Annotated in this window: 22 protein-coding genes; 8 read left to right on the forward strand and 14 right to left on the reverse strand. The window is 62.6% G+C overall.

Going from position 1 to position 24,238, the window contains the following annotated elements; genetic code table 11:
- Positions 1-20: 20 nt before the first annotated feature.
- Entirely contained in the window at positions 21-1,184 is a 1,164-nt protein-coding gene (locus ASE26_RS24815) for an MFS transporter (RefSeq protein ID WP_057247121.1), read from the forward strand.
- On the opposite strand, the gene ASE26_RS31280 is transcribed toward ASE26_RS24815, so the two are convergent.
- The 4 genes from ASE26_RS31280 to ASE26_RS24835 form a co-directional block, all read right to left on the reverse strand.
- Positions 1,177-1,707: a hypothetical protein gene (locus ASE26_RS31280; protein WP_055929211.1), complete on the reverse strand. Its 531-nt coding sequence runs from the start codon at positions 1,705-1,707 to the stop codon at positions 1,177-1,179. The genes ASE26_RS24815 and ASE26_RS31280 overlap by 8 nt on opposite strands.
- Positions 1,708-1,779: 72 nt before the next feature.
- A complete protein-coding gene (locus ASE26_RS24825; RefSeq protein WP_057247122.1) occupies positions 1,780-2,358 on the reverse strand; it encodes a hypothetical protein in 579 nt (192 codons plus the stop codon).
- A complete protein-coding gene (locus tag ASE26_RS24830; RefSeq protein ID WP_082507255.1) occupies positions 2,346-2,999 on the reverse strand; it encodes a lytic transglycosylase domain-containing protein in 654 nt (217 codons plus the stop codon). Before ASE26_RS24830 ends, ASE26_RS24825 begins: the two co-directional genes overlap by 13 nt.
- A gap of 5 nt (positions 3,000-3,004) precedes the next feature.
- Positions 3,005-4,729 carry a proline--tRNA ligase gene (locus ASE26_RS24835; RefSeq protein ID WP_057247123.1) on the reverse strand — a complete coding sequence of 575 codons (1,725 nt, stop codon included), beginning with the start codon at positions 4,727-4,729 and terminating at the stop codon, positions 3,005-3,007.
- Positions 4,730-4,891: 162 nt separating this feature from the next.
- Here ASE26_RS24835 and ASE26_RS24840 point away from each other — a divergent pair, with 162 nt between their 5' ends.
- Positions 4,892-5,497, forward strand: a complete 606-nt coding sequence (locus ASE26_RS24840; RefSeq protein WP_055929197.1) for an RNA pyrophosphohydrolase — start codon at positions 4,892-4,894, stop codon at positions 5,495-5,497.
- A gap of 27 nt (positions 5,498-5,524) precedes the next feature.
- On the opposite strand, the gene ASE26_RS24845 is transcribed toward ASE26_RS24840, so the two are convergent.
- Complete coding sequence (locus tag ASE26_RS24845) at positions 5,525-6,331, reverse strand: hypothetical protein (protein ID WP_055929194.1); 807 nt, start codon at positions 6,329-6,331, stop codon at positions 5,525-5,527.
- A 64-nt stretch (positions 6,332-6,395) separates the two neighbouring features.
- Between ASE26_RS24845 and ASE26_RS24850 the strand changes: the two genes are divergently transcribed.
- Positions 6,396-6,821 carry a DUF1841 family protein gene (locus ASE26_RS24850; RefSeq protein ID WP_055929191.1) on the forward strand — a complete coding sequence of 142 codons (426 nt, stop codon included), beginning with the start codon at positions 6,396-6,398 and terminating at the stop codon, positions 6,819-6,821.
- Here the strand turns inward: ASE26_RS24850 and ASE26_RS24855 are convergent.
- From ASE26_RS24855 to ASE26_RS24885, 7 genes are all read right to left on the reverse strand, one after another.
- Positions 6,818-7,063, reverse strand: coding sequence for a hypothetical protein (locus ASE26_RS24855; RefSeq protein WP_055929189.1), 246 nt, complete (start codon positions 7,061-7,063; stop codon positions 6,818-6,820). The two genes, ASE26_RS24850 and ASE26_RS24855, sit on opposite strands and share 4 nt — an antisense overlap.
- A gap of 90 nt (positions 7,064-7,153) precedes the next feature.
- Complete coding sequence (locus ASE26_RS24860) at positions 7,154-7,600, reverse strand: hypothetical protein (protein ID WP_055929186.1); 447 nt, start codon at positions 7,598-7,600, stop codon at positions 7,154-7,156.
- 68 nt (positions 7,601-7,668) lie between these two features.
- Positions 7,669-9,840: a molybdopterin cofactor-binding domain-containing protein gene (locus ASE26_RS24865; RefSeq protein WP_057247124.1), complete on the reverse strand. Its 2,172-nt coding sequence runs from the start codon at positions 9,838-9,840 to the stop codon at positions 7,669-7,671.
- Positions 9,837-10,304 (reverse strand): (2Fe-2S)-binding protein, encoded by a 468-nt coding sequence (locus ASE26_RS24870; protein ID WP_055929180.1) that lies wholly within the window; start codon positions 10,302-10,304, stop codon positions 9,837-9,839. Before ASE26_RS24870 ends, ASE26_RS24865 begins: the two co-directional genes overlap by 4 nt.
- Positions 10,305-10,441: 137 nt before the next feature.
- Positions 10,442-10,783 carry a cytochrome c gene (locus tag ASE26_RS24875; RefSeq protein ID WP_055929177.1) on the reverse strand — a complete coding sequence of 114 codons (342 nt, stop codon included), beginning with the start codon at positions 10,781-10,783 and terminating at the stop codon, positions 10,442-10,444.
- 11 nt (positions 10,784-10,794) lie between these two features.
- A complete protein-coding gene (locus ASE26_RS24880; RefSeq protein ID WP_055929173.1) occupies positions 10,795-11,115 on the reverse strand; it encodes a cytochrome c in 321 nt (106 codons plus the stop codon).
- Between the two features lie 178 nt (positions 11,116-11,293).
- Positions 11,294-14,221, reverse strand: coding sequence for an ImpA family metalloprotease (locus ASE26_RS24885; protein ID WP_156397964.1), 2,928 nt, complete (start codon positions 14,219-14,221; stop codon positions 11,294-11,296).
- Between the two features lie 394 nt (positions 14,222-14,615).
- Here ASE26_RS24885 and ASE26_RS24890 point away from each other — a divergent pair, with 394 nt between their 5' ends.
- The 3 genes from ASE26_RS24890 to ASE26_RS24900 are packed head-to-tail and all read left to right on the forward strand — an operon-like array spanning position 14,616 to position 17,229.
- Positions 14,616-15,470, forward strand: a complete 855-nt coding sequence (locus tag ASE26_RS24890; protein ID WP_055929167.1) for a MoxR family ATPase — start codon at positions 14,616-14,618, stop codon at positions 15,468-15,470.
- Entirely contained in the window at positions 15,470-16,066 is a 597-nt protein-coding gene (locus ASE26_RS24895; protein WP_057247126.1) for a GNAT family N-acetyltransferase, read from the forward strand. Before ASE26_RS24890 ends, ASE26_RS24895 begins: the two co-directional genes overlap by 1 nt.
- On the forward strand, positions 16,060-17,229 hold the full coding sequence (locus tag ASE26_RS24900) for a VWA domain-containing protein (RefSeq protein WP_055929161.1): 1,170 nt from the start codon (positions 16,060-16,062) through the stop codon (positions 17,227-17,229). The genes ASE26_RS24895 and ASE26_RS24900 overlap by 7 nt, the downstream gene beginning before the upstream one ends.
- Before the next feature lie 162 nt (positions 17,230-17,391).
- On the opposite strand, the gene ASE26_RS24905 is transcribed toward ASE26_RS24900, so the two are convergent.
- Positions 17,392-18,207 carry a two-component system response regulator gene (locus tag ASE26_RS24905; RefSeq protein WP_055929159.1) on the reverse strand — a complete coding sequence of 272 codons (816 nt, stop codon included), beginning with the start codon at positions 18,205-18,207 and terminating at the stop codon, positions 17,392-17,394.
- A 127-nt stretch (positions 18,208-18,334) separates the two neighbouring features.
- Between ASE26_RS24905 and ASE26_RS24910 the strand changes: the two genes are divergently transcribed.
- Together ASE26_RS24910 and parC are read left to right on the forward strand one after the other, a co-directional pair.
- The gene (locus tag ASE26_RS24910) at positions 18,335-20,335 is read left to right on the forward strand and encodes a DNA topoisomerase IV subunit B (protein WP_055929156.1); all 2,001 of its coding nucleotides are present in this window, start codon (positions 18,335-18,337) and stop codon (positions 20,333-20,335) included.
- 14 nt (positions 20,336-20,349) lie between these two features.
- A complete protein-coding gene (gene parC / locus ASE26_RS24915) occupies positions 20,350-22,692 on the forward strand; it encodes a DNA topoisomerase IV subunit A (RefSeq protein ID WP_055929153.1) in 2,343 nt (780 codons plus the stop codon).
- A gap of 63 nt (positions 22,693-22,755) precedes the next feature.
- Here the strand turns inward: parC and ASE26_RS24920 are convergent, their stop codons facing one another.
- Positions 22,756-24,162 carry an IgA Peptidase M64 gene (locus ASE26_RS24920; protein WP_057247127.1) on the reverse strand — a complete coding sequence of 469 codons (1,407 nt, stop codon included), beginning with the start codon at positions 24,160-24,162 and terminating at the stop codon, positions 22,756-22,758.
- Positions 24,163-24,238 lie beyond the last annotated feature (76 nt).

A 24,238-nucleotide genomic window follows, 5' to 3' on the forward strand; every position in this document is an offset into this window, starting at 1 on the left:
CCGCTACCGGAAGCGCCGCCATGCAAGCACTGCACCGCCTCGCCATTCCACTTGCCAGCCTGACAGCATTGGGCTTGCTGGCCTCGGACCTGTACCTGCCGGCGATTCCTGTCATGGCGGCGGAACTTGGGGCTTCGATTCCGTCCGCACAGGCGACCATGGCGCTGTTCATGGCAGCGCTGGCCTTGTCGCAGCTGGCCTGGGGCTGGGCGGCCGATCATTGCGGCGACCGCCGCACCATCATGGCCGGCACCGCCCTGCTGGGCGGCGGCAGCCTGGTTTGCGCACTGGCGCCGGGGATCGACTGGATGCTGGCGGGCCGCTTGCTGCAAGGGCTGGGTGCCGGTGCGGCCACCGTGGCGGTTCCCGCGCTGATACGCCGGCGCTTCAACGAGGCCGACGCAGTCAAGGCGCTGGCCATGGTTGCCATGGCAGAATCCACCATTCCCGCACTGGGGCCGGTCGCCGGCGCGGCAATCGTGCTGTACGCCGACTGGCGCACCACGTTCTGGCTGATCGCCGCCATGTCGCTGTTGCTGCTGCCGCTGGTGGCACGCATCGTCGGCCGTGCTCCGCACGCCTCCCCGGCAGCGGCGCCCACCCGGCGCGGCTATGCCCCGCTGCTGCGCAACCGGCTCTACCTGCGCTACGCCATGAGCTACGCCCTGATGTTCGGCGCCCTGCTGATGTATGTCGCCAGCGCACCGGTGCTGGTCACGCACGCGCTCGGCCTCGGCATCGAAGCTTTCGCCATCCTGCAGATTTGCGGCGTGCTGGCCTTCATGGCCGGCGCCACGGCTGCGGTGCGGCTGGTGAAACGGCTTGGCCAGCAATGGCTGGTGCGCAGCGGGACGCTGCTGCAGTTCCTGGCCGGTGCCGGCTTGATGGGGATGGCGCTGGCAGGCCTGACCGGCATGCACGGCCTGGTCGTACTGGCCGTGCTGGCGGCCCTGTTCTGCGCAGGTCTTGGATTGCGTGGTCCCGCCACCATGGGCGGCGCCCTGCATGCGGCCGGGGATGATGCCGGCAAAGGCGCGGGCCTGCTGATGTTCCTCGCCTTTGCCTGCGTTGCCGCCGCCACGCAACTGGTGGCGCCCTTCCTGCATCACGGCTTGCTGCCGCTGGGCGCCCTGCTGTTCACGATGGTCACCGCCAGCGCGCTGCTGCTGCCGCGATCTATTTGATGAATGCGATGCTCTTGACGAACTTGAAGCGTTCATCGTCGCCCGGCCCGGCAATGCGACCGGCATTACGCTCGGTGGCGATGGTAGCCGTGACAGGTTTGCCTTTCAGCTTCGGGTTCAGCGCCTGGTATTCGCCGCCGGCCGCTTCGACGAACCAGTCGCCGCACTGGCCAACGCAGTAAGCCCTGATCTTTTTGCCTTGCTCGGACAGGATCGTCACCGACATGTCGTCATTGCCGCCGCCGTCAACCAGCTTGCCTTTCACGAGTACAGTCGGCGCAGGCGGGCAATACGCGGGCGCATCATCGCCCAGGATCTTGCAGCCGCGCTTGATTTCATCCGTGATCAGTTCACAGCTGTTGGCTGCATTGCACGGTGGGCGCGTAGCGGGAGAGACGTTCTTGCATTGCTTGACCAATTCGGCGGCCTTTGCCTTGCCAAGCTGCTGGTCACAGGACATTGCCGCAGCATTGCCGGCCAAGGCCAGGAAAGCCAGGGAAATTATGAATTTGTTGATTTGCATGGATGCGAACCTGCGTATGCTGGGAAGGCGCAAAGTGCAAGCGCCATCGCCCCCGCACCTATGCACGGAATGTCACGCGGCCGGAACTTTGACGCGGCGCAGCAGCTTCATGCGGGTGCCGGTCCATTCAAAGAACGAAATGCCGCGCCGTTTTTCGTCCTCTTCCGGATCGCCGATCAGGATGAACAGGCGGCTGTCGGCGCGATAGCGCAGCATTCCGCCGTCATCGAACAGCGGGCCATCGATATTCATGACCACATTGGTTTCGACGCCGGCCGGATGAAATACCTTGCCAGTGCGGGCATCGATGATTTTGTTCATCACGCAACTGCTGCCGCAGCCCCAGTGCGCCACGATGAAATGGCCGGCAAAATTCGGACGCTGGTCCTGCGTCGAGTTCTTCAACATGGTACGGTACATGCGCGCCTGCGGGTCCGCCCGCCAGCGCACGGCCGCTACCGGGCCGGTATATGGCTTGACCGGATAGTCCTCGAAGCGCGGCGCATCGGCCGGATAGTGTTCCTGGCAGATGGTGTTGGCATCCTCCTCGCCGGGAGGATCGCTCTTGCATGCCAGCGCCAGCGACGGTGCCGCGCAAGCCGCCAAGGCCAGGAGCGCGGCCAGGCGGCGCACGGCGCTTACAGCTTCCATTTATTCCACGCCGCCAGCACCGCGTTCGGATATTCCGGCTTGCCGCGGCTGCCGTTGTAGCGGCCCAGGGCGAGATACAGGTTGCCCTGCTCCATGTCGATATACATGCGCAGGATCGAGCAGCCGTAGCGCAGGTTGGTTTGCATATTGAACAGCTTCGAGCGGTCGCGGTCGCCGATCACATTGGTCCAGAACGGCATCACCTGCATATAGCCGCGCGCGCCGACAATCGACACCGCGTATTTGCGGTAGGCCGATTCAACCTGGATCAGTCCCAGCACCATGCCCGGGTCCAGCCCGGCGCGGCGCGCCTCGTACCAGGCGGTTTCGAGGAATTCGCGGCGCGTGAATTCGTCCGGCAGCTTGCGCTTCAGGCGGTCCGACATGGCGCCGTACCAGGCGTCGTACTGCGCGCGGTCGGCGGGGGTGAGCAGCACCGGCTTGGGAGGACGGGCATCCATGATGGCGTTGGACAGCGCCACCCGCACGCCGTCGGCCAGCGCTTCCTCTTTCTGGTTGCCGGCAAAGCCGAACGGCGCGCACAACACGCCGCTGGCGAATGCCAGCGTATGCCACCAGCGCAAGGGACGCGCCCACCAGCGGCGGCGTTCACGTCCCTGCTTTGGCGATCGCACAGCCATCGCAATCACTTCTGGATTTTGCCCTTGATGAAGGCCAGGGCGTCGGCCACAGGAACGGCTGTCGCCTCGGTATCGCGGCGGCCCTGGTATTCCAGGTTGCCTTCCTTCAGGCCTCGATCGCCGATCACCACGCGGTGCGGCACGCCGATCAGTTCCCAGTCGGCGAACATGGCGCCCGGACGCTGGCCGCGGTCATCCAGGATGACGTCGATGCCGGCTTCCAGCGCCGCGTTGTACAGCTTCTCGGTCTCGGCTTTCACCAGTTCCGAGCGGTCCATGCCCATCGGGCACAGCACCAGTTCGAACGGCGCCAGGGAGGCCGGCCAGATGATGCCCTTGTCGTCGAAGTTCTGCTCGATGGCGGCGCCCAGGATACGGGTGATGCCGATGCCGTAGCAGCCCATCTGCAGCGGGGCCGGCTTCTGGTTTTCGTCCAGGAAGGTGGCCTGCATCGATTCGGAGTAAGCGGTGCCCAGCTGGAATACGTGGCCCACTTCGATGCCGCGCTCGATCGCCAGCACGCCCTTGCCGTCCGGCGAAGCGTCGCCTTCCACCACGTTGCGCAGGTCGGCCACGACGGCAGGTTCGGCGACGTCACGGCCCCAGTTGGCGCCGGTGAAGTGGAAGTCCACTTCATTGGCGCCGGTCACGAAGTCCGACATCAGCGCCACGGTGCGGTCAGCCACCACGGTCACCGGACCCTTGGTGCCGATCGGGCCCAGGTAGCCAGGCTTGCAGCCGTAGACTTCCAGGATTTCCGCTTCGGTCGAGAAGCGGTTCTGCGCCAGGCCCGGCACCTTGCTGGCCTTGATTTCGTTCAGTTCATGGTCGCCGCGCAGCAGCAGCATGAAGTGCTGCTTGGTGCCGTCTTCCTTCTCCGACGTCAGGGCGATGGTCTTGACGGTCTGCTTCAGGTCGATGCCCAGCAGCTTGGCCACGTCTTCGCACTTGGCAGCCTTCGGGGTCGAAGTCTTGGCCAGCGCAGCGCCGGCCGCAGCGCGGGCGCCGGTGGCCACCGCTTCCGCCGCTTCCATATTGGCCGCGTAGTCGGAGGTCGGGCAGTACACCAGCGCGTCTTCGCCGGTGGAGGCGATCACGTGGAATTCATGCGAACCGGTGCCGCCGATGGCGCCGTTATCGGCTGCCACAGCGCGGAACTTCAGGCCGAAGCGGGTAAAGATGCGGGTATAGGCGTCGAACATGATTTTGTACGACTTTTGCATGCCTTCCAGGTCGCGGTCGAAGGAATAGGCATCCTTCATGGTGAACTCGCGGCCGCGCATCAGGCCGAAGCGCGGGCGGCGCTCATCGCGGAATTTGGTCTGGATGTGGTAAAAATTCAACGGAATCTGGCGGTAGGATTTAATCTCGCTACGCACCACATCGGTAATCACTTCTTCGGAAGTCGGCTGGATGGCAAAGTCGCGGCCGTGGCGGTCTTTTACGCGCAGCAGCTCCGGGCCCATCTTGTCCCAGCGCCCGGTTTCCTGCCACAGTTCCGCCGGCTGCACCAGGGGCATCAGCAGCTCAATAGCGCCGGCATTATTCATTTCTTCACGAACGATTGCCTCGACTTTTCGGATCACTTTCAGGCCCATTGGCATATAGGTATAAATGCCGGAACCGAGGCGTTTGATCATGCCCGCGCGCATCATCAACTGGTGGCTGACGATTTCCGCGTCAGATGGAGCTTCCTTGAGGGTTGAAATAAAAAAGCGGGATGCACGCATATCGGTGAATTCTTTTTAAAAAGAGAGAGTTATAATCAACCTAATTTTAAAGGATTAGCTGGCCCGATGCGTCCAAACTTTATACAAAGAGCGCTATTGCAGTTGGATTTGTAGTCAAAAATATAAGAGGACGCCTCGGCCACAGAAAGTTTGAGGTGCAATATGCTCGATCGTGAAGGGTTCCGCCCCAACGTCGGCATCATCCTGCTCAACTCGCATAACGAGGTGTGGTGGGGCAAACGGGTGCGCGAGCACTCGTGGCAGTTCCCGCAAGGCGGGATCAAGTATGGTGAAACGCCGGAGCAAGCGATGTATCGCGAGCTCGAAGAGGAAATCGGACTGCGTCCGGAGCACGTCAAGATTATCGGCCGCACGCGCGACTGGTTGCGCTACGAGGTGCCAGACCACTTCATCAAGCGGGAAATCCGCGGCCATTACCGTGGCCAGAAGCAGATCTGGTTCCTGTTGCGCATGTGCGCGCGCGACAATGACGTGAACCTGCGCTTGACCGACCATCCTGAATTCGACGCCTGGCGCTGGCACGATTACTGGGTTCCGCTGGACGTGGTGATTGAATTCAAGCGCGAAGTCTACCAGCGTGCCTTGCAGGAGCTATCGCGCTTCCTGACCTGGCCCGCGCATGGCGACCGCCGCCACTCCTCGCGCTACCTGCGCCAGCCGCACGGCCAGCGTGGACAGCGCAGCGGCGACAAGCCGCAGCAGCCAGTGGTGACGCCGCCGGATACGGAACTGGTGACCAAGGAATGAAAGAGCTGCCCGCAAGGGCGGCTTTTTTTACGGCTGCCGTACCGCCCAGCGCTGCGACACGTAGTCGATCAGCAGCACCTTCCCCAGCAAATGGTGCAGGCCGATTACGCCGGCCAGCGCCTCGTCCGGCTTGAAGCCCAGGCCCTCGCAATAGGCCCCGGCGAAGCTGGACAGCTTGATGCTGTCGCCAATTTCCAGCGTGCGCGGCACCGTCCCCATCACACAAGGCATTTGCCTGCCCCAGGAATTGGCGGAAAAGCGCTGCTCGCCATGCAGCCGCAAGCCGCCGGTCAGCCCGGCCCAGGCCTGCGCCGAATGGCCGTTGATGCCGAAGGCCGCCGACCCGGTATCGAGCAGCGCCGCCTGCGGCGCACCGCCGGCCACGCGCACCGTCACCAAAGGGTGGCCGCCCGGCCCGCCCCAGCGCACGTAGCGCATGGCTTGCGCGTCCGGCGCACCTTGCAAAGCAGCCCCTTGTTGCCAGCGATAGCGGGCTCCGGCCAGGTCCAGCTCCAGCGTGCCCTGCTCAAAAAACTCGTTGCCGACAGTCGCAATCAAGCCGGTGGCGCAGCGGCCCTGCTCCAGCAAGGCCAGGCTGGCCGCATCCGCTTTGGCGAGCCGGCGCATCCCGGCCAGTTCGACTGCCACCTCCTTGCGCGGGGTGTCGCCCTTGCTTTTGCTGTGCCAGATCACGGCGCCGGGCGCGCCGGTGTCGAGCTGCGCGTAACAATCGATGCCGTCGACCTTCACCGGCAATACGATGGCGGCAGGCACTTTGGGCGCGCCCTCATACAGCGCCTGTTCGACGAACAAAAACGGCAGGAAGTCTGGCATTATCAAAAGAGCAGCAAAAAGGAGTTGCAGGGTACACCGTCCCGCTGCAAGGTACAATGGCCGGATGTTTACCCCGTCTTCCCACGACGTACGCCGCTTCTTCTGCGACGTCTACCGCAAAGCCAACGCCAACGAAATCATGGATCCGATCGAGCTCATCGCCCGCGACTGGATCATGGCGCACCCCGAGTATCACGACCAGCTGAAGGATGTGGAAGCCGCCATTGCGCGCGACTACTCGGTCGATGGCAGCGAGGCCAATCCCTTCCTGCACCTGTCGATGCACCTGTCGATCACCGAGCAGTTGTCGATCGACCAGCCGCGCGGCATCCGCGAAGCTTTCGTGGGCCTGGCGCGCAAGCTCGGCACCGAACACGCGGCGCACCATGAAATCATGGAATGCCTGGGCGAGATGATCTGGAATTCGCAGCGCCGCGGCGTACCGCCGGACGGCGCCGCCTACGTGGAAGCGGTCAAGCGCAGGATTTAAGCCTCGTCCACGCGCACGATAGGCATATGCCAGATCAGGCCGAACACCAGCGGGCTGGCCACTGCCGCGAAAATCACCGAACGCGCAAGGTGGTCGGAACCGACCAGCAGCGCCGGGACAACATTGATCAGCCATGGCAGCGTGGCCGCCAGCAAGGCTTGCGATTTGCGTCCCAGGCGGGCGATCAGGCACAGCATCAGCACTGCCACACCGGCCAGCAATGCAGTAAGCAAGTACACCATCTTTCGGCACCTCCGCGATTTCTTGATATGGCCATCATAGACCACTAGTTCTGCTCGGAAACTATCCAAAAATCGCAACGCAGCAAATATTTATGCCGGCTTGCGGAACACGCAATAACCGCGCGCCAGGCGGGCATCGGGCGGCGCAGCCAGGTGGCCGTCCGGCAGCAGATAGATGCAGGAGCCGGCGCACGTTTCCAGGTGCGCCAGCATTTCGGGCAGCGTCGCGTCGGCCGTGAAGTCGTCCCACGCCGCGCCGGCACCCGGCCCGCCGTGCGGCGCGACGATAGCGTGGCTCGACTCAAATGCCGATGCCAGCCGCAGCGCCAGCCCCGCCAGCGCGGCCCGGCTGCCCACGCCCTGCAATACGCACGGCCAGCAAAAGGCATCGTCGCGCAGCTCAAGCGCCACCATATGCTGGCTGGCCTGGCGCACGCTGGCTGGAAGCCCGCCCACCCGGCCCAGCGCCTTGTCGACGCGCCGCAACAAGCCCCGCTGGGGCAGCGCATGGCTGACGTAGATTGTCGAAGTTTCCATGTTAATTTCCTCCAGGCATCTTGGTTTGCTTCAGCATAGACCATGGATGCCACATAGAAACTATCCAATCATTGCAGGCGCAGCCCCGCTTTGAGCAAAGGCAAATCGGTAAAGCGTTTGCCGGTCGCTGCGAACAGGGCATTGGCCAGCGCCGGCGCCAGCGGGCCGACCGCCTCCTCGCCGACGCCGCCAGGGGCCTCGCTGCTGTCGACGATGGCGACGTCGAGCGCCGGGGTTTCGGCCAGCGACAACAGCTTGTAATCAGTGAAGTTCGACTGCTCCACCGCGCCATCCCTGACCGTGATCTCGCCGTAGAAGGCCGCTGTCAAAGCGAAAATGATGCCGCCCTCCACCTGCCCCCGCACATTGCGCGGGTTGAGCGTGATGCCGCAATCGAGCACCGTGGTGACGCGGTGCAGCTTGACGCGCGATGCCGCATCGACCGACAGCTCGACCACCTGCCCGATATAAGTGCCATTGGCCCAGGTGAAGGCCATGCCGCGGTGATGGCCCGCCGGCAGGGCGCCGCGCCAGCCGGAACGCGCTTCCAGCCGGTCCAGCACGGCGCGTTCGCGGCTGCCGGGCTTCATCAGGCTGCGCCGGTAGTCGAGCGGGTCGTGCCCGGCCTGTCGCGCCAGTTCGTCCATGAAGCACTCGGTCGCAAACAGGTTCTGCGATGCCGCCACTGACCGCCAGTAGCCCAGCGGCACGCCGGCATCGATGGTGTGGGTCCGGTGGACGAAGCCGGGCACGCTGTAATTGCGGGTGAGCAGCACGCCGACTGCACTGCGGTCGAACGGCTTGCTGTATTCCTTGTCCGCACCGAAGCGCGAGTAGCTGAACAAGGTATCGCTTGCGCTGTCCAAACTCATGGCGGTCACCGCGCCTGCGGCGTCCAGCCCCGCGCGCAGGCGCAACACCGCTGCCGGGCGATGGTAGCCATGGCGCATGTCTTCTTCGCGGCTCCACAGCAGCTTGACCGGCACGCCGGCTTCCCTGGCGATCAAGGCTGCCTGCACTGCGAAATCGGCTTCGATACGACGGCCGAAGCCGCCGCCGCTGAGCGTGGTGTGGATGGTGACCGCTTCCGGCGCCATGCCGAGCGCCTTGGATACAAAGGTGCGGGCAGTGTCCTGCGCCTGCGTTGGCAGCCACAGCTCCGCCTTGCCATCCTTGACGCTGGCGGTGCCGTTCATCGGTTCCATCGTGGCGTGCGCCAGCAGCGGGACGGTGTAGGTGCGCTCCAGCCAGGTGATAGCCCTGGCCGCGCCCGCCTGGTGGGCGGCGCTGATGTCTTCGGCCTTGCCGTTGCGCGGCACCGCCAGCTCGCCCCCTTCCTGCACCGCCTCGTGCAGCAGCGCGCGGTACGGAGCGCTGGAGTGCTTGCTGGCAGCGGCAAGATCCCATTCCGGCTTGAGGGCATTGAGCGCTTGCTGCGCGCGCCAATAGCTGTCGGCCACGACGGCCACGGCATCGGGCAGGCGCACCACCTTTTTCACGCCGCGCCTGGCCAGTGCAGGCTGCGGATCGACGGCCGCCAGCTTTCCGCCGAAGTGCGGGCATTGCAGGATCGCGGCATGCAGCATGCCGGGCACTTTCACATCGATGCCGTACAGCGCGCTGCCATCGGTCTTGGCCGGCAAGTCGAGGCGGGCCACGTCCTTGCCCATATGGCGCCAGCGCTCCCTGGGCATCAATGGCGGATCGGCCGGTACAGGCTGGGTTGCCGCCTGCCGCACCAGTTTGGCGTAGGGCAGCCTGCGGCCGGTGGGCTTGTGCAGCACGGCGCCGGCGTGGCTGTCGCATTCGGCGGCGGGAACCTTCCATTCCGCTGCCGCCGCGCCCAGCAGCATGGCGCGCGCCTGGGCGCCGGCCTTGCGCAATTGCGGGAACTGGCGTGCCACGCCGCCGCTGCCGTAGGTGGCGTACTCGCCCCAGCCAGGATTGATGAACTGCTTTTCGACCGGCGCCATCTCGATGCGTACGGTTGTCCAGTCCAGGTCCATTTCATCGGCCAGCAATTGCGCGATGGCGGTGCCGGTGCCCTGCCCGATCTCGCTGGTGTTGGACAGGATGGTGACGCTGCCGTCCGGCGCAATGCGCACCCACCCCGGTGGCGGCGGAACCGGCGCGGTCGCCGGCGGCGGCGCGGCGGCGCCGGCAGCAACGGCACCGGGGCCGACGGCAACCAGCAAGCCGCCGGCCGCCAGCGTCTTCAGGAAATCGCGACGATTGCTCATGCCGGCTCCTCCAATGGCATGCCTGCCGCTCGCCTGATTGCGCGCCGCACGCGCGGATAAGTGCCGCAGCGGCACAGGTTGGTCATGGCTTCCTCGATCTGCGTATCGCTCGGCTTGGGATGCGTTTTCAGCAGCGCCGCGGCCGCCATCAGCATGCCCGACTGGCAGTAGCCGCACTGCGGCACCTGCTCCGCAATCCAGGCCTGCTGCAAAGCGTGCGAGCGGTCCGGCGACAGCGCCTCGATGGTGCGCACCTTGCCCTTGCCGACCGCGCTGACCGGCATCACGCAGCTGCGCACCACTTGCCCATCGATGTGCACAGTACAAGCGCCGCAAGCACCGGCGCCGCAACCGTACTTGGTGCCGGTCAGCCCCAGCGTGTCGCGCAACACCCACAGCAGCGGCGTATCGCCCTCGACGTCGGCCGTGCGCGGGGCGCCATTGATATTGAGCTTGTAAGCCATTGTCTCCCCCGAATAAGTTGGAGAAAGCTTAGCAGCGGCAGGAATGCGCGGTTTGCCGGTGTGACGAAAACCGGCAAGTATGGGTTAAAAATACAAAAAGCCCGCACATGGCGGGCTTTTCTTCCGGCAGCGCCGGTTCAGCGCTTCAGGACCAGCGAACCTGGCAGCGAGTGCAGGTAGGCGGCGATGTCCTGGATGTCCTTGTTGGTCAGCGGCTTGACCTGGCCGGTCATGATTGCGTTGGAGCGGCCGTTCGGTGCGTCGCCGCGCTTGTAGGCGGTCAGTGCGTGCTGCAGGTAGTCCTTGTGCTGGCCGGCCAGCTTAGGGTAGCTCGGGTCGATCGGCGAGTTGTAGTCCTTGCCGTGGCAGGCGGCGCAGCTGTATTTTTCAGTCAGGGCCTTGCCATTTTCGATGTTGCCGCCAGCCAGGGCGCTGAACGAGACTGCGGAGCAGAACAGAGCAATAATCAGTTTTTTCATGGTTCAGGGCCTTATTTCTGCTGGGAGTAGAACGCGGCGATGTCGGCGATGTCCTGGTCGGACAGGCTGACAGCGATACCCTTCATGCTCGGGTGCTTACGCTCACCCTTCTGGTAGCCCTTGAGCGCATTTTCAATGTATTTGGCAGATTGGCCGCCGATCATCGGCACCTGGAAAACTTCGGGGAAAGTCGCTTTGTAACCTGGAATTGCGTGGCAACCGATGCACATCTCGATCTTGCCTTTTGCGTTCTTGGCGTCGCCGACGATGTCCGCGGCTACGGCTGCCTGCGCAACTGCGGTCAGCGCGAGGAGTGCGAAGATTTTTTTCATGGTGTGGGCTTTAATCAGTTGAAATCGGACACTGCATTGCGCAACAAAACCGCTCCTTTGCGCCCTCAACCTGCGATTTTACCTTAGAAGTTGGCCAATCGTCCATAAGATGGAACAAGCAACAGCCTGGAACTGTGGTTTGCCGGGGCTTGCCATTTCAACAAGCCCCGGCTGTACCTCAATAGCCGGCAGGATAGCTGGCAGCCGCGTTCATGGTGACAGGCTGTCCGACCCCGCTTCCCGAGCTGACCAGGTCATTCATCGGGAAGAACAGTTGCGCAGCCGCCGGCAAGTTGTAGGCCGCCACCTGGGTTTCCGCAGCGGCACTGACCGTAATACCCCACAACCTGAACATCGGACGCATGTCGCGGCCAATCAGGAAGGAGCTCGAGATCAGCATGAAGTCGTTGCCGTCCATATCGGATGGGTAACTGGTGTAGGTGCCAAAGCCATAGCTGGCTGCCACGCTGGCCCATTTGCCCGAGTTAGCGCTTATATTGCGGTCCAACAGATACTGCAGGGTGAACAACTCCCAGCCGTCGACGTAACTGCTGTTGTAGTAGTGCGCGTACTCCACCAGCTGGCGATAGAACATGATGCGTGCCGAATTGTTCGCCGCATAGCTCGCATCGGACCAGGTGCTCGTGTACATGGCATTGAATGGATCAGCCGCAGCCAGCGCCGCCTTCATGGACGCGAATACGGCGGAACCGGTATTCGTGCGCACCTTGAGCGGTGCAGCCTGGCCGGCAGGCGTCTGGTTGAACATGATCATCTTATGTGTCGGGAAGATGTTGTTCGACACCTCGGTTGAGCGGTCGTCGTAGATCTTCATTCGGCCAACCTGGAGATTGTGGCCAATCTCGTGCGATTCGCCAAAGCCAAGCGGATCGAATGGCCAATCCTGGTCGTAAGGATTGCCCGAGCAGCCATTGCCGCACGCCGCATGCGCATCAACGATCACGTTCTGCATGGTGTCGCGGCGATGCTGCGTGCCGGTGCAATCCCAACCCAGGCTGTCGCACTTGGCCTTGGCGCTTGGCGCCAGGCCAAGGAAGCCGCTCGATGCGTTGAAGCCGGCCAGCTCGTAGGTATCCTTGATGGTGTACTTGAACGTGTAGTCCGCCAGTCGCGACATATTGCCCTGGTAGTTGGCGATGGTCTGCTTGAACTTGTCCTTCTGCGACTGAACCGTCAGGGTGTCGGTGGTAAAGGCGACCCAACTGGTTGGCGTGGTATTGACGGCATCCCGGAAGTTCGCCACTTGTACCGCGTCGTAGGCGTCGCGCAGGACCGGATGCGTGATCACGCCGTCCACCTTCACGCTGACCGACTGCTCGCCTGCCTTCGGTGCATCGATGAACAGGATCAACGGGCCGCCGTACGGGCTGGTGATCGTCACCGGCTTGTTTGCTTTCAGCGCGAAGCGTTGCGAGCTGATTTGCGATGGACGGTCATAGGTGTTGAAGATGCGGGTGGTGTCGCGCAACATGTTCACACCGAAACGTACCGAGTTGCCGCCGCCGTCGGTTCGGGTCAGCGTCACTTTGGTGCCGGGCATGACGTACAGGCCCGTCATGTATTGCTTGCTGCCGCTGGCCGGCAGGCCCGTGGTGACAGTGCTGGAAATGGTCGGGGTAGCAGCCGGGAACATATCCGAGAAGTTGCCCAGGTTCTTCGCCACGCTGGTGAAGCTGCGGTTGTTCATCACCGTCATGTCGGAGAACAGGCCGCGGAAAAAGTCCTGGCGGTTGTCCGTCCTGGTCATCGGGTACGACAGGGCCGCACGGTACTTGTCGCCCAGCAGGACCAGCAGCTTCTCCATCTGGTAGCCGGCTTGCGCAAACAGCGGAGCATCGGGGTCGTCCAGGCTCTGGATCATCTCCTGCACATCGCTTACCGGATTGCCGAATTCGGCCATGTAAGCGCTGTCTTTCGAGCAGTCAATGCGGCCGTCCTTGGTGCATCCGCTCCAGCTAGTGCTGAAGCTATTCTTGTTCAGGCGATTGAGCAGCGCCTGGAATTTCGACAGCTGCGGCGAAACGGCAGGCAAGGCCGCGGGATCGAACGACAACTGGCCCTGGCGCGCCCAGTAGTTGGTTTGCTGGCTGAGGCCAAAGTAATTCAGCATGCGGGCCGACAGGTCGTCGTCGTCGCGATAGTGGTGCAGGTACAGCACTGGAATGCCGCGCTTCTGGGCATCGCTCACTGCTTGCATGACAGCCGCGCCGTCGTAAGCGCCCGGCCCCTGCTCGCGGCCAATCACCAGCAGGTCAGCGTTCTGCAGGCAGCCGGCCAGCGCCGCGCCGTCGCACACATTGTCTTTCTGTGTTGCGCCGGCCGCCAGGCCATTGACGGTGGCGGTGGGAGACTTGGCAAAGAACCAGTCGCGCACTTTTTTCTCATGCGGGAACCAGTAGGTTTCAGTGCCGGGAAGATGGGCGCTAACGACTTTCAGGTTGGCCAGGTCGGTACGCGCAGTCAGCCAGGACACGACATTGAGCATGAACTGGTCCATGTTTGCATTGCCCGGCACGCCCAGCGGATTGCCGCCGAAAGCGGAATAGCGCGCCTTGCCATCCAAGGTAAAGCCCGCAACCGCCAGGGTCGCATTGCTGCCACCCGACTTGCTGCCGTAGTTCCAGTTGGATGGCAGGATGACGTGGTTGCGCGAGCTGTCCTTCACGCCAAAGATCGAGGAATCCTGGCTTGGGTCCCAGTCGATCAGGCCGACGCTGGAACTGCTGCGGGTGCCGTCCGGGTTGAGTTTGAAGAGGGCCTGCTTGACTTCACCGTACTTGGCCGCCTGGCCCGAAATCAGTGTCAGCGCGGCCTGCATGACTTCCTCGGTGCTGGCGTATTGGGCATCGCCCCCCACCAGCGCGGCGCTGACGCCGGTCAGCGGTCCTGTCTGGTCGCCCGGCGGAGTGCCAGGCTGGCCGCCCGGCGGGGTGCCAGGCTGGCTGCCCGGCGTCGCAGGCTGGCCGGCCGATGGACCAATACTGCCGGACGAATTGCCGCCCTCTGTGGAGCCGCCGCCGCCACAACCGGCAAGGACCAGGTACAAGCCGGCCACAGGGATCAAATGGAGAAAGTTCTTTTTCACGCCCAACCTTTTTATGGAATATCAGCAGTCAAATAAATGATTGCCTTATGGAAATATTGCAAAGTATATCGCAAAAAATCCTGATTTACTCCGGGCTGGAACCGGGATTTTAGCAATTCTTCGACGTGTTCCGATATTTGGCAGCAATTGGTCAACGTTTGACGAAGATAGATGAAGAATGCCGCCCATCGGAAAACCGAGACCATGCACTATTTTCCTGAAAACCTGCTGCCGGCAATATCGATATATTCAAAACATTTATATTGACGATTAAATAACTTGCAATGCAATAAATAGACGTTATTTCATTTGCATCAAACATTCCCGCACCGCCCCCCTCCGAAAGCGGCTCTGGCATATACTTCCGGTGATATCCTCTTCCGGAAGTTTTTATATGCACGCACCGCAACGATTTGAAGGTTCCGACAACTACGTCGCCACCAGTGACCTGAAACTGGCCGTCAACGCCGCCCTGACCCTGCAGCGCCCCTTGCTGATCAAAGGCGAGCCGGGCACCGGCAAGACCATGCTGGCCGAAGAAGTCGCTGCCGCACTCGATATGCCGCTGATGCAGTGGCATATCAAATCCACCACCAAGGCCCAGCAGGGCCTGTACGAATACGACGCCGTATCGCGCCTGCGCGACTCCCAACTGGGCGATGAGCGCGTCCGCGACATCCACAACTACATCGTCAAAGGCGTGCTGTGGCAAGCCTTCACCGCGCCGGAACCGGTGGTACTGCTGATCGACGAGATCGACAAGGCCGACATCGAATTTCCGAACGACCTGCTGCGCGAACTGGACCGCATGGAGTTCTACGTCTACGAGACGCGCGAAATGGTGACCGCCAAGCACCGGCCGCTGGTCATCATCACCTCGAATAACGAAAAGGAGCTGCCGGACGCCTTCCTGCGCCGCTGCTTCTTCCACTACATCAAGTTCCCGGACAAGGACACGATGGAAGCCATCGTCAAAGTCCACTACCCGCACCTGAAGCAGGACCTGCTGGCTACCGCGCTGCAAACCTTTTACGAAGTGCGCGACGTGCCGGGCCTGAAGAAGAAGCCTTCGACCAGCGAATTCCTCGACTGGCTGAAGCTCCTGATGGCAGAAGACATTCCGCCCGAAGTTTTGCGCGGCAAGGACCAGAAAGCCGCCGTGCCGCCGCTGCACGGCGCCCTGCTGAAGAACGAGCAGGACGTGAGCCTGTTCGAACGCCTGGTATTCATGTCAAGGACCAACCGCTGATGGACGCACCAGCCCCGGTCACGCTGGAAGCCAACGGCCTGCGCCTGGAGCCGCTCGGCCCGCAACATGCCGCCGCCCTGCGCGAAGCCGCCCAGGATGGCGAGCTGTGGAAGCTGCGCATCACCTCCGTGCCGGAACCGGACAAGGTGGAAGCCTACATCGCCGCCGCGCTGGAAATGCGCCCGTCCCGCCTCGCCTTCGCCGTGGTTGACGCGGCCAGCGGCCAGGTACTGGGCACCACCAGCTACCACGACATTGTGCCCGCCATCGACCGCATTGAAATCGGCTACACCTGGTACCGCCGCAGCGTGCAGCGCACCCATGTCAACACCAGCTGCAAGCTGCTGCTCCTGACGCACGCCTTCGAAACGCTGGGCTGCGCCGTGGCCGGCTTCCGCACCGATAACTTCAATCACGCCTCGCAGGCCGCCATCGAACGCCTGGGCGCGAAGAAGGACGGCGTGATCCGCCACCACGCTGTGCGCCGCGATGGCACCGTGCGCGACACGGTCATGTACAGCATCGTGCGCGGCGAATGGCCGGAAGTGAAGGCGCAATTGCGCTACCTGCTGGCACGGCGGGAGGCGGCATGCTGATCGACTTCTTCTTCACCCTGAAAGACGCCAGGATCCCGGTCACGATCAAGGAATTCCTCACCCTGCTGGAAGCCATGCAAAAGCAGGTGCTGGAACCCTCGCTGGACGACTTCTATTACATGAGCCGCCTGTGCCTTGTTAAGGACGAAGCCAACTACGACAAGTTCGACCGCGCCTTCGGCCAGTACTTCAAAGGCATCAACGCCGTCTTCGACACCACCAGGGAGATCCCGCTCGACTGGCTGCTGCAGCGCATGAAGCGCGAACTCACGCCCGAGCAGATCGCCGCGCTGGAAAAGTTCGGTTACGACAAGCTGATGGACCGCCTCAACGAACTGCTGAAAGAGCAGAAAGAGCGCCACGAAGGCGGCAACAAGTGGATCGGCAGCGGCGGCACCTCCCCGTTCGGCAACGGCGGCACCAATCCGGAAGGCATCCGCATCGGCGGCAAAGGCGGCAACCGCACCGCAGTCAAAGTGTGGGAACAGCGCACGTACAAGGACTACGACGGCGAGCGCGAACTGGGCACCCGCAACATCAAGGTCGCCCTGCGCCGCCTGCGCAAATTCGCGCGCCAGGGCGTGGCGGAAGAACTGGCGCTGGAGCAGACCATCCGCGCCACCGCCAACAACGCCGGCTACCTCGACATCAAGATGCAGCCCGAGCGCAAGAACAACGTCAAGGTGCTGATGCTGATGGACGTCGGCGGCACGATGGACGACCATATCGAACGCGCAGAAGAACTGTTCTCGGCCGCCAAGACCGAGTTCAAGAACATGGAGTTCTACTACTTCCACAACTGCGTATACGACTACCTGTGGCGCAGCAACCGCCGCCGCAACGCCGAGCGCTTCGCCACCTGGGACGTGCTGCGCAAATACCCGCCCGACACGAAACTGATTTTCGTCGGCGACGCCACCATGAGTCCCTACGAAGTGCTGCAGCCCGGCGGCTCGGTCGAATACAACAACGAAGAAGCCGGCGCCGAATGGCTGGGCCGCTTCACGTCCCACTTCCCCAAGTTCATCTGGCTCAACCCCGAGCCCGAAGGCCTGTGGCAATACCGCCAATCGATTTCCGTGATCCGCCAGATCATGCAGAACCGCATGTTCCCCATCACGATCGAGGGCCTCGAACGCGCCATGCGCATGCTCTCAAAATAAAAGTCGGGGTCAGCTCCGGCAATCAGACACGGCCTCAGCCGCTGCGCGGCTGAGGCCGTGTCTGATTGCCGGAGCTGACCCCGACTTTCAAGCATCGCAGCAGCCAGGAAGATTACGTTCTTCATACATCCACTTTCGTTCCTGACCCCAAGGTGGACATTTTCACAGCCGCATGAATTTGCGCAGCACGGCCTGCGCCTGGTGCTCGGCCAGCGGCTTATTGAGCATGCCTGCGGCGCCGGCGGCGCGGCCCCGGGTGAGGTCGTAATCGTGGGCGGACTGCACCAGGAAAACCACTTCGGGATGCGTCTCTTCTGCGCGCAGTTGGGCGCACAGCAGGTAGTGGTCGAGGATGGGTGCGGCAAAGTCGACCAGCACCACGGCAACCGGCCGCTGGCGGCAGATCGCCAGCGCAGCCACGCCGTCCACCGCCCACAATACCGCGGTGCCGAACTGTTTCAGCGATTGGCCCAGCTGCTCGCTGAAATGCGCATTGGCGTCCACGCACAGCACTGCCCCTTCCCGCCGCGGCTTGCGCATCTTTTCATAAACCGTGGGGTCGGTCAGGTCCAGGTCGAGCCGTTCGCGGCGCCGGCGCTCGGGTACCAGCGAATCGACGGAAGCCGACAGGCCGGCCAACACTTCTGCACGGCGCTCGACCAGGCGTGCCAACTCGGCGTACATGGCGCTCCACTGCACCGGCAACGGCAGGTTCGGGTAGGGCAGCAGCACGCCGGTCGTGCCCAGCACCAGCGCCGGGCGGATGTCGCCTGCAGCCAACGATGCGATGACGGCCAGGGCTTTCAATTCGGTGCCGTTGGCGAGATAGATATCGGGGTCCTGCAGGCTGTCTTCGGACAGGCAAAGATACGACGGCCCCTCGGCCGGTGCCCTGGACAGGCCATGCGCGAGCGCGTGCCCGGCTTCCGGCGGGAAGCCAACCAGCCTGACTGCGAACGGGCGCCGATCTGTGGTCATAAACCCATTTTACCGCTGCGATTCCCTTGCGCCACCGGCCGTTGCGGATAGAATGCGCAAGCATGCGATCCGTCAAAGCGGAAAATACTGTATATAATCACAGCACTTTGCATTACCAATAACACGTATGGCCACTAAAAAACCAGTTTCCGACTACAGCGAATCATCCATCCGCGTCCTCAAAGGACTGGAGCCCGTCAAGCAGCGCCCGGGTATGTACACCCGCACCGAGAACCCGCTGCACATCATCCAGGAGGTGATCGACAATGCCTCCGATGAAGCATTGGGCGGTCATTGCAAAAACATTATCGTGACGCAGAATGCGGACGGTTCCATCAGCGTCGAAGACGACGGCCGTGGTATTCCGGTCGGCTTGCATCCTGAAGAAAACGTGCCGACGGTGGAAATCGTCTTTACCCGCCTGCACGCGGGCGGCAAGTTCGATAAAGGCTCGGGCGGCGCCTACGCCTTCTCGGGCGGCCTGCACGGCGTCGGCGTTTCGGTCACCAATGCGCTGTCCAAACGCCTGGAAATCGCAGTGTGGCGAAAAGACGACGCCGGCAATGGTTTCCACAATCTCGCCTTCGAAAACGGCGACCTGGTGGAACCGCTGCGCTCGGAACCTGCGCCGAAAGACGGCAAGAAGTCCGGTACCCGCGTCACAGCCTGGCCGGATGCGAAGTATTTCGACTCGCCGCTGATCTCCCAGGTCGAGCTGCAACGCCTGCTGCGTTCCAAAGCCGTGCTGTTGCCTGGTGTGACCGTCACGCTGAAAAACGCCAAGAACGGCGACGAGCAGACCTGGATGTACAAGGACGGCCTGCGCGGCTACCTGAACGAACAACTGGCGCAAACCACCTCCGGCGGGGAAACGCTGATCCCCCTGTTCGAGGGCGAGCAATTCGCCACCCCTGACGCGGAAGGCTTTGCCGAAGGCGAAGGCGCTTCGTGGGTGGTGGCGTGGACCGAAGAAGGCGCCGTGGTGCGCGAGTCCTACGTCAACCTGATCCCTACTCCGAACGGCGGCACCCACGAATCGGGCCTGCGCGAAGGCCTGTTCGGCGCGATGAAGAACTTCGTCGAACTGCACTCGCTGCTGCCAAAGGGCGTGAAGCTGCTGCCGGAAGACGTATTTGCACGCGCTTCCTTCGTGCTGTCGGCCAAGGTCCTGGACCCGCAATTCCAGGGCCAGATCAAGGAGCGCCTGAACTCGCGCGATGCGGTGCGCCTGGTGTCCACCTTCTCCAAGCCTGCGCTGGAACTGTGGCTGAACCAGCACATCGACTATGGCAAGAAGCTGGCGGAACTGGTCATCAAGCAAGCGCAATCGCGCCTGCGTTCGGCGCAGAAGGTCGAGAAGAAGAAGTCTTCCGGCGTGGCTGTATTGCCGGGCAAGCTGACCGATTGCGAATCGGACGATACGGCACGCACTGAAATCTTCCTGGTGGAGGGCGATTCGGCGGGCGGTTCGGCCAAGATGGGCCGCGACAAGGAATTCCAGGCCATCCTGCCGCTGCGCGGCAAGGTGCTGAACTCCTGGGAGACCGACAAGGACCGCCTGTTCGCCAACAACGAGATCCACGACATCGCGGTGGCGATCGGCGTCGATCCGCACCACCATGGCGATACGCCTGATTTGTCCGGCCTGCGCTACGGCAAAATCTGCATCCTCTCCGATGCGGACGTCGACGGCTCCCACATCCAGGTGCTGTTGCTTACCCTGTTCTTCCGCCATTTCCCGAAACTTATCGAGAACGGCAATATCTGCATCGCCCGTCCGCCGCTGTACCGCGTCGACGCACCGGCACGCGGCAAGAAGCCGATCCAGAAGCTGTACGCGCTGGACGACGGCGAACTGGTGGCCATCGAAGACAAGCTGCGCAAGGATGGCCTGAAAGAAGGCTCCTGGACCATTTCCCGCTTCAAGGGCCTGGGCGAGATGAACGCCGAGCAGCTGTGGGAGACCACCATGAATCCGGACACCCGCCGCCTGCTGCCTGTGTCGCTGGGCGATTTCGACCACAGCTACTCGTCCTCGCGCTTCAATATGCTGATGGGCAAAGGCGAAGCCGCCGCCCGCCGCGCATGGATCGAAGAACACGGCAACGAAGTTGAAGCAGACATCTAATACACGTATCGAACATGACTCAAGCAAACCTCTTTGACGAACCAACCCCTGAGCTGCCGCCAAGCGGCGGCAATGGCGGTGACGACGGCGGCGAATCGCTGACCCTGTCGACCTTTGCCGAGCGCGCCTACCTGGATTACGCCATTTCCGTGGTCAAGGGCCGCGCCCTGCCGGACGTGTGCGACGGCCAGAAGCCGGTGCAGCGCCGCATCCTGTACTCGATGAATGAACTGGGCCTGGGCCCGACTGCCAAGCCGCGCAAGTCCGCCACCGTGGTCGGCGACGTACTGGGTAAGCTGCACCCGCACGGCGACCAGTCGGTGTACGACGCGCTGGTGCGCATGGCGCAGGACTTCTCGCTGCGCTACCCGCTGATCGACGGCCAGGGTAACTTCGGCTCGCGCGACGGCGACGGCGCGGCGGCAATGCGATACACCGAAGCCCGTTTGACCCCGATTTCTCGCCTGCTGCTGGACGAAATCGACGAAGGCACCGTGGACTTCGTCCCGAACTACGATGGTTCGTACGAAGAACCGGCCCTGCTGCCGGCACGCCTGCCGATGGTGCTGCTGAACGGCGCCTCCGGTATCGCAGTGGGCCTGGCGACCGAGATCCCTTCGCACAACCTGACCGAGGTGGCAAAAGCCGCGGTGGCGATGATCCGTAACCCGAAGCTCACCCACGCGGAACTGATGGAACTGATCCCTGGCCCGGATTTCCCGGGCGGTGGCCAATTGATCACCCCACGTGCGCAGCTGGACGATATGTACGCGTCCGGCCGCGGTTCGATGAAGGTGCGCGCGCGCTGGAAGATCGAAGAACTGGCGCGTGGCCAGTGGCAGGCGGTGGTGTACGAGCTGCCGCCGGGCACTTCAAGCCAGAAGGTGCTGGAAGAGATTGAAGAACTGACCAATCCGAAAGTCAAGCTGGGCAAGAAAGCCTTGTCGCCGGAGCAGGTGGCGCTGAAAGGCCTGCTGCTGGGCCAACTGGATAAGGTGCGCGATGAATCGGGCCGCGAGGCTGCGGTGCGCCTGGTATTCGAGCCAAAGTCGAAGAACCAGAACCAGACTGAGTTCATGCACATGTTGCTGGCGCATACCTCGCTGGAGACTTCGGCTTCGATGAATCTGGTGATGATCGGCGGCGACGGCCGTCCGCGCCAGAAGGGCATCAGCGATATCCTGGGCGAGTGGATCGAGTTCCGCTTCGCCACCGTGACGCGCCGTACCCAGTTCAAACTGAACAAGGTCGATGAGCGCATCCATATCCTGGAAGGCCGCCAGATCGTCCTGTTGAATATCGATGAAGTGATCGCCATCATCCGTAATTCGGACGAGCCGAAGGCGGCGCTGATCGAGCGCTTCAAGCTGTCGGACCTCCAGGCGGAAGATATCCTGGAAATCCGCCTGCGCCAATTGGCGCGCCTGGAAGCGATCAAGATCGAACAACAGTTGGCCGAGCTGCGCAAGGAGCGCGAAGGTCTGCTGGATATCCTGGAAAATCCGTCCACCTTGCGCCGCCTGGTCATCAAGGAGATCGACGGCGACGCCAAGACCTACGGCGACGCGCGCCGCACCCTGATCGAGGAAGCGCAGAAGGCTGTCGCCGAACAGAAGGTCGTCGACGAACCGGTGACCGTGATCATTTCCGAAAAAGGCTGGGTGCGCGCGCGTACCGGCATCGGCCACGATCCGGCGCAGTTCACCTTCAAGGCGGGCGACTCGCTGTATGGCGCGTTCGAATGCCGCACGGTGGATACCCTGCTGGGCTTCGGCGACAACGGCAAGGTGTACTCCGTGCCGGTAGCCGCGCTGCCTAACGCACGCGGCGACGGCGTGCCGATTACCACCTTGGTGGACCTGTCGGGCGGTGCACGCCTGCTGCACTACTTCGCGGGCAATGGCGACAAGCAGCTGCTGCTGGCGTCCGACGCGGGATACGGCTTTATCGCCAAGGCTGGCGATATGGTGTCGCGACTGAAGGGCGGCAAATCCTTCATCACGCTGGACGAGGGTGACAAACCGCTGCCGCCGACCATCGTTGCCGATGGCGCGAGCGCGGTGGCGGTCATTTCCGAGAAATCGAACCTGCTGGTGTTCGGCATGGACGAAATGAAGGTGCTGTCCAACGGTGGCCGTGGCGTGATCCTGATGGATCTGGCCGACAAGGAGAAGCTGGTTGCTGCTTGCGCGATCACCGACAAGGGTGTCACCGTGCTGGGGATCGGCAATGCGCAGAAGACGAAGGAAGACCGCATGGGGCCGACGGCCCTGGCGCCGCACTTTGGCAAGCGTGCGCGCAAGGGTAAGCCGATGCCGGTGCGGATCAAGCCTACCGGGTTGGCGCCGAACACCTAAAACCGGCAGAACGGTGTCTGACCCGCAGGGTCAGACACCGGGATGCGTCGGCCGCGGGCCGGTTTAGCGCGGCGCGTACAGGTCGATCGTCTCCTGCACCGCCTCGCTGCAAACCGCGCAAAACTCCTCGCTGCGGTCAAACATCAAGCACTGCTGCTGCGAACGGTAGTAGCCGGTCGCCTCATAGTTGGCGCCCTCAAAAGCCCCCACCGCTTTGCGATTCGGCGCCTTCGAGAACAGCGCATTGGTCCAGGCAAGATCCTCCTTGAACAGTTTGCTCATCTCCGACTCCGGACGATTATCCTTGCGCAGTTGCGCGCGGATCTTCTGGTACTCGCGAGAATGCGCCTCGTACTCCGCCTTCGGCCACGCCGTCGGCAAGGCAGCCCCCGGCGTCACAAGCTTCTTCCACTTCACATTGGCTGGATCCAGCAGCGCCGTCACATTCGGCTCCCAAGGCTCCATGCGTGCACCGCCGGTCGCATAAGCCACCGGCGAGGTGTAATACTCATCCGCAAGGCCTGCAAAGTGGTGGCCGAATTCGTGCACGAACAGGTATTTCGCCCAATCGTTATCCGCCGCCGCAGTGCTGAATTGGCCGTAGATGCCGCCACCGCCGTAAGTGTCGTTATTCACCAGGATTTCGATAAACTCGTACGGCGCATGCTGCGCAATCTCGCGCAGCGCGCGGTTATCAATGGTCAGCACATAACGTTCGCTGCCGAAGATGTCATAGCGGGTGCCCAGCTTCGACGCATGATGGGTGTTGGTCGAAGGGCGCGAAACGCCCGACTCCTGGGTCGGCACCGCCATTGCCCACACATTGAAGTCCTTGGCGCGCTCCTTGAACGGCGAAACGGTGAACAGGTAGTCGGACAGCTTGCGCGCTCGGTCTTCGAACTTGGCCATATCGGCCTTGGTATAGCCGTCGCCCAGGATCAGCAAGTCCACCTTCTTCTCGCTCGGCCCATTGACGCGGATCGGGATCGGCTTGGCAGGCGCCACATCCTGCCTGCGTACCACGTCCATCGCATCGGTATCGACGTCCACGCTCCACGCCACGGAGAATTCATTACGCTCGTCGCGCTTCAGGATGCGCACCTTGACCGGGCGGTCCGGCTTGGGGAAACGCACCGATTCATGGAAACCGCGCGACAGCTTGGCCGCTTCCTCGGTCGACTTCCACTCGACGAAAATGGTGGAGAAGGTGCGGGTATACAGCACCTTGCCGGTCTTGGCATCCGCCACTTCGAGCTTGTTCACGCCACGGTTGGTGGTGTCGATTGTCTTGGACATATCGCCCGGCCATGGCAGCGGCTCGATCACAACTTGTTCGATCGCATAACTTTCGTTTAGCGCGTTACCCGTATGCATATAGTCAAGGCGCACGGTTGCCGGTTGTGCCGCCAGCGCAAGGCCGGCCGCGGTGCTGAGCGCCGCTCCCGCCAGCAGTCGATTCAGGTACGACATGAAGTCTCCAGTGTGGTTTTGCTGGCGGCTATTGTAGCTTTGCTTTGCGGAATACAGTAGACCGGCCCCAAAGCCA

Source organism: Duganella sp. Root198D2, assembly GCF_001428585.1.
Lineage (GTDB): Bacteria > Pseudomonadota > Gammaproteobacteria > Burkholderiales > Burkholderiaceae_D > Rugamonas.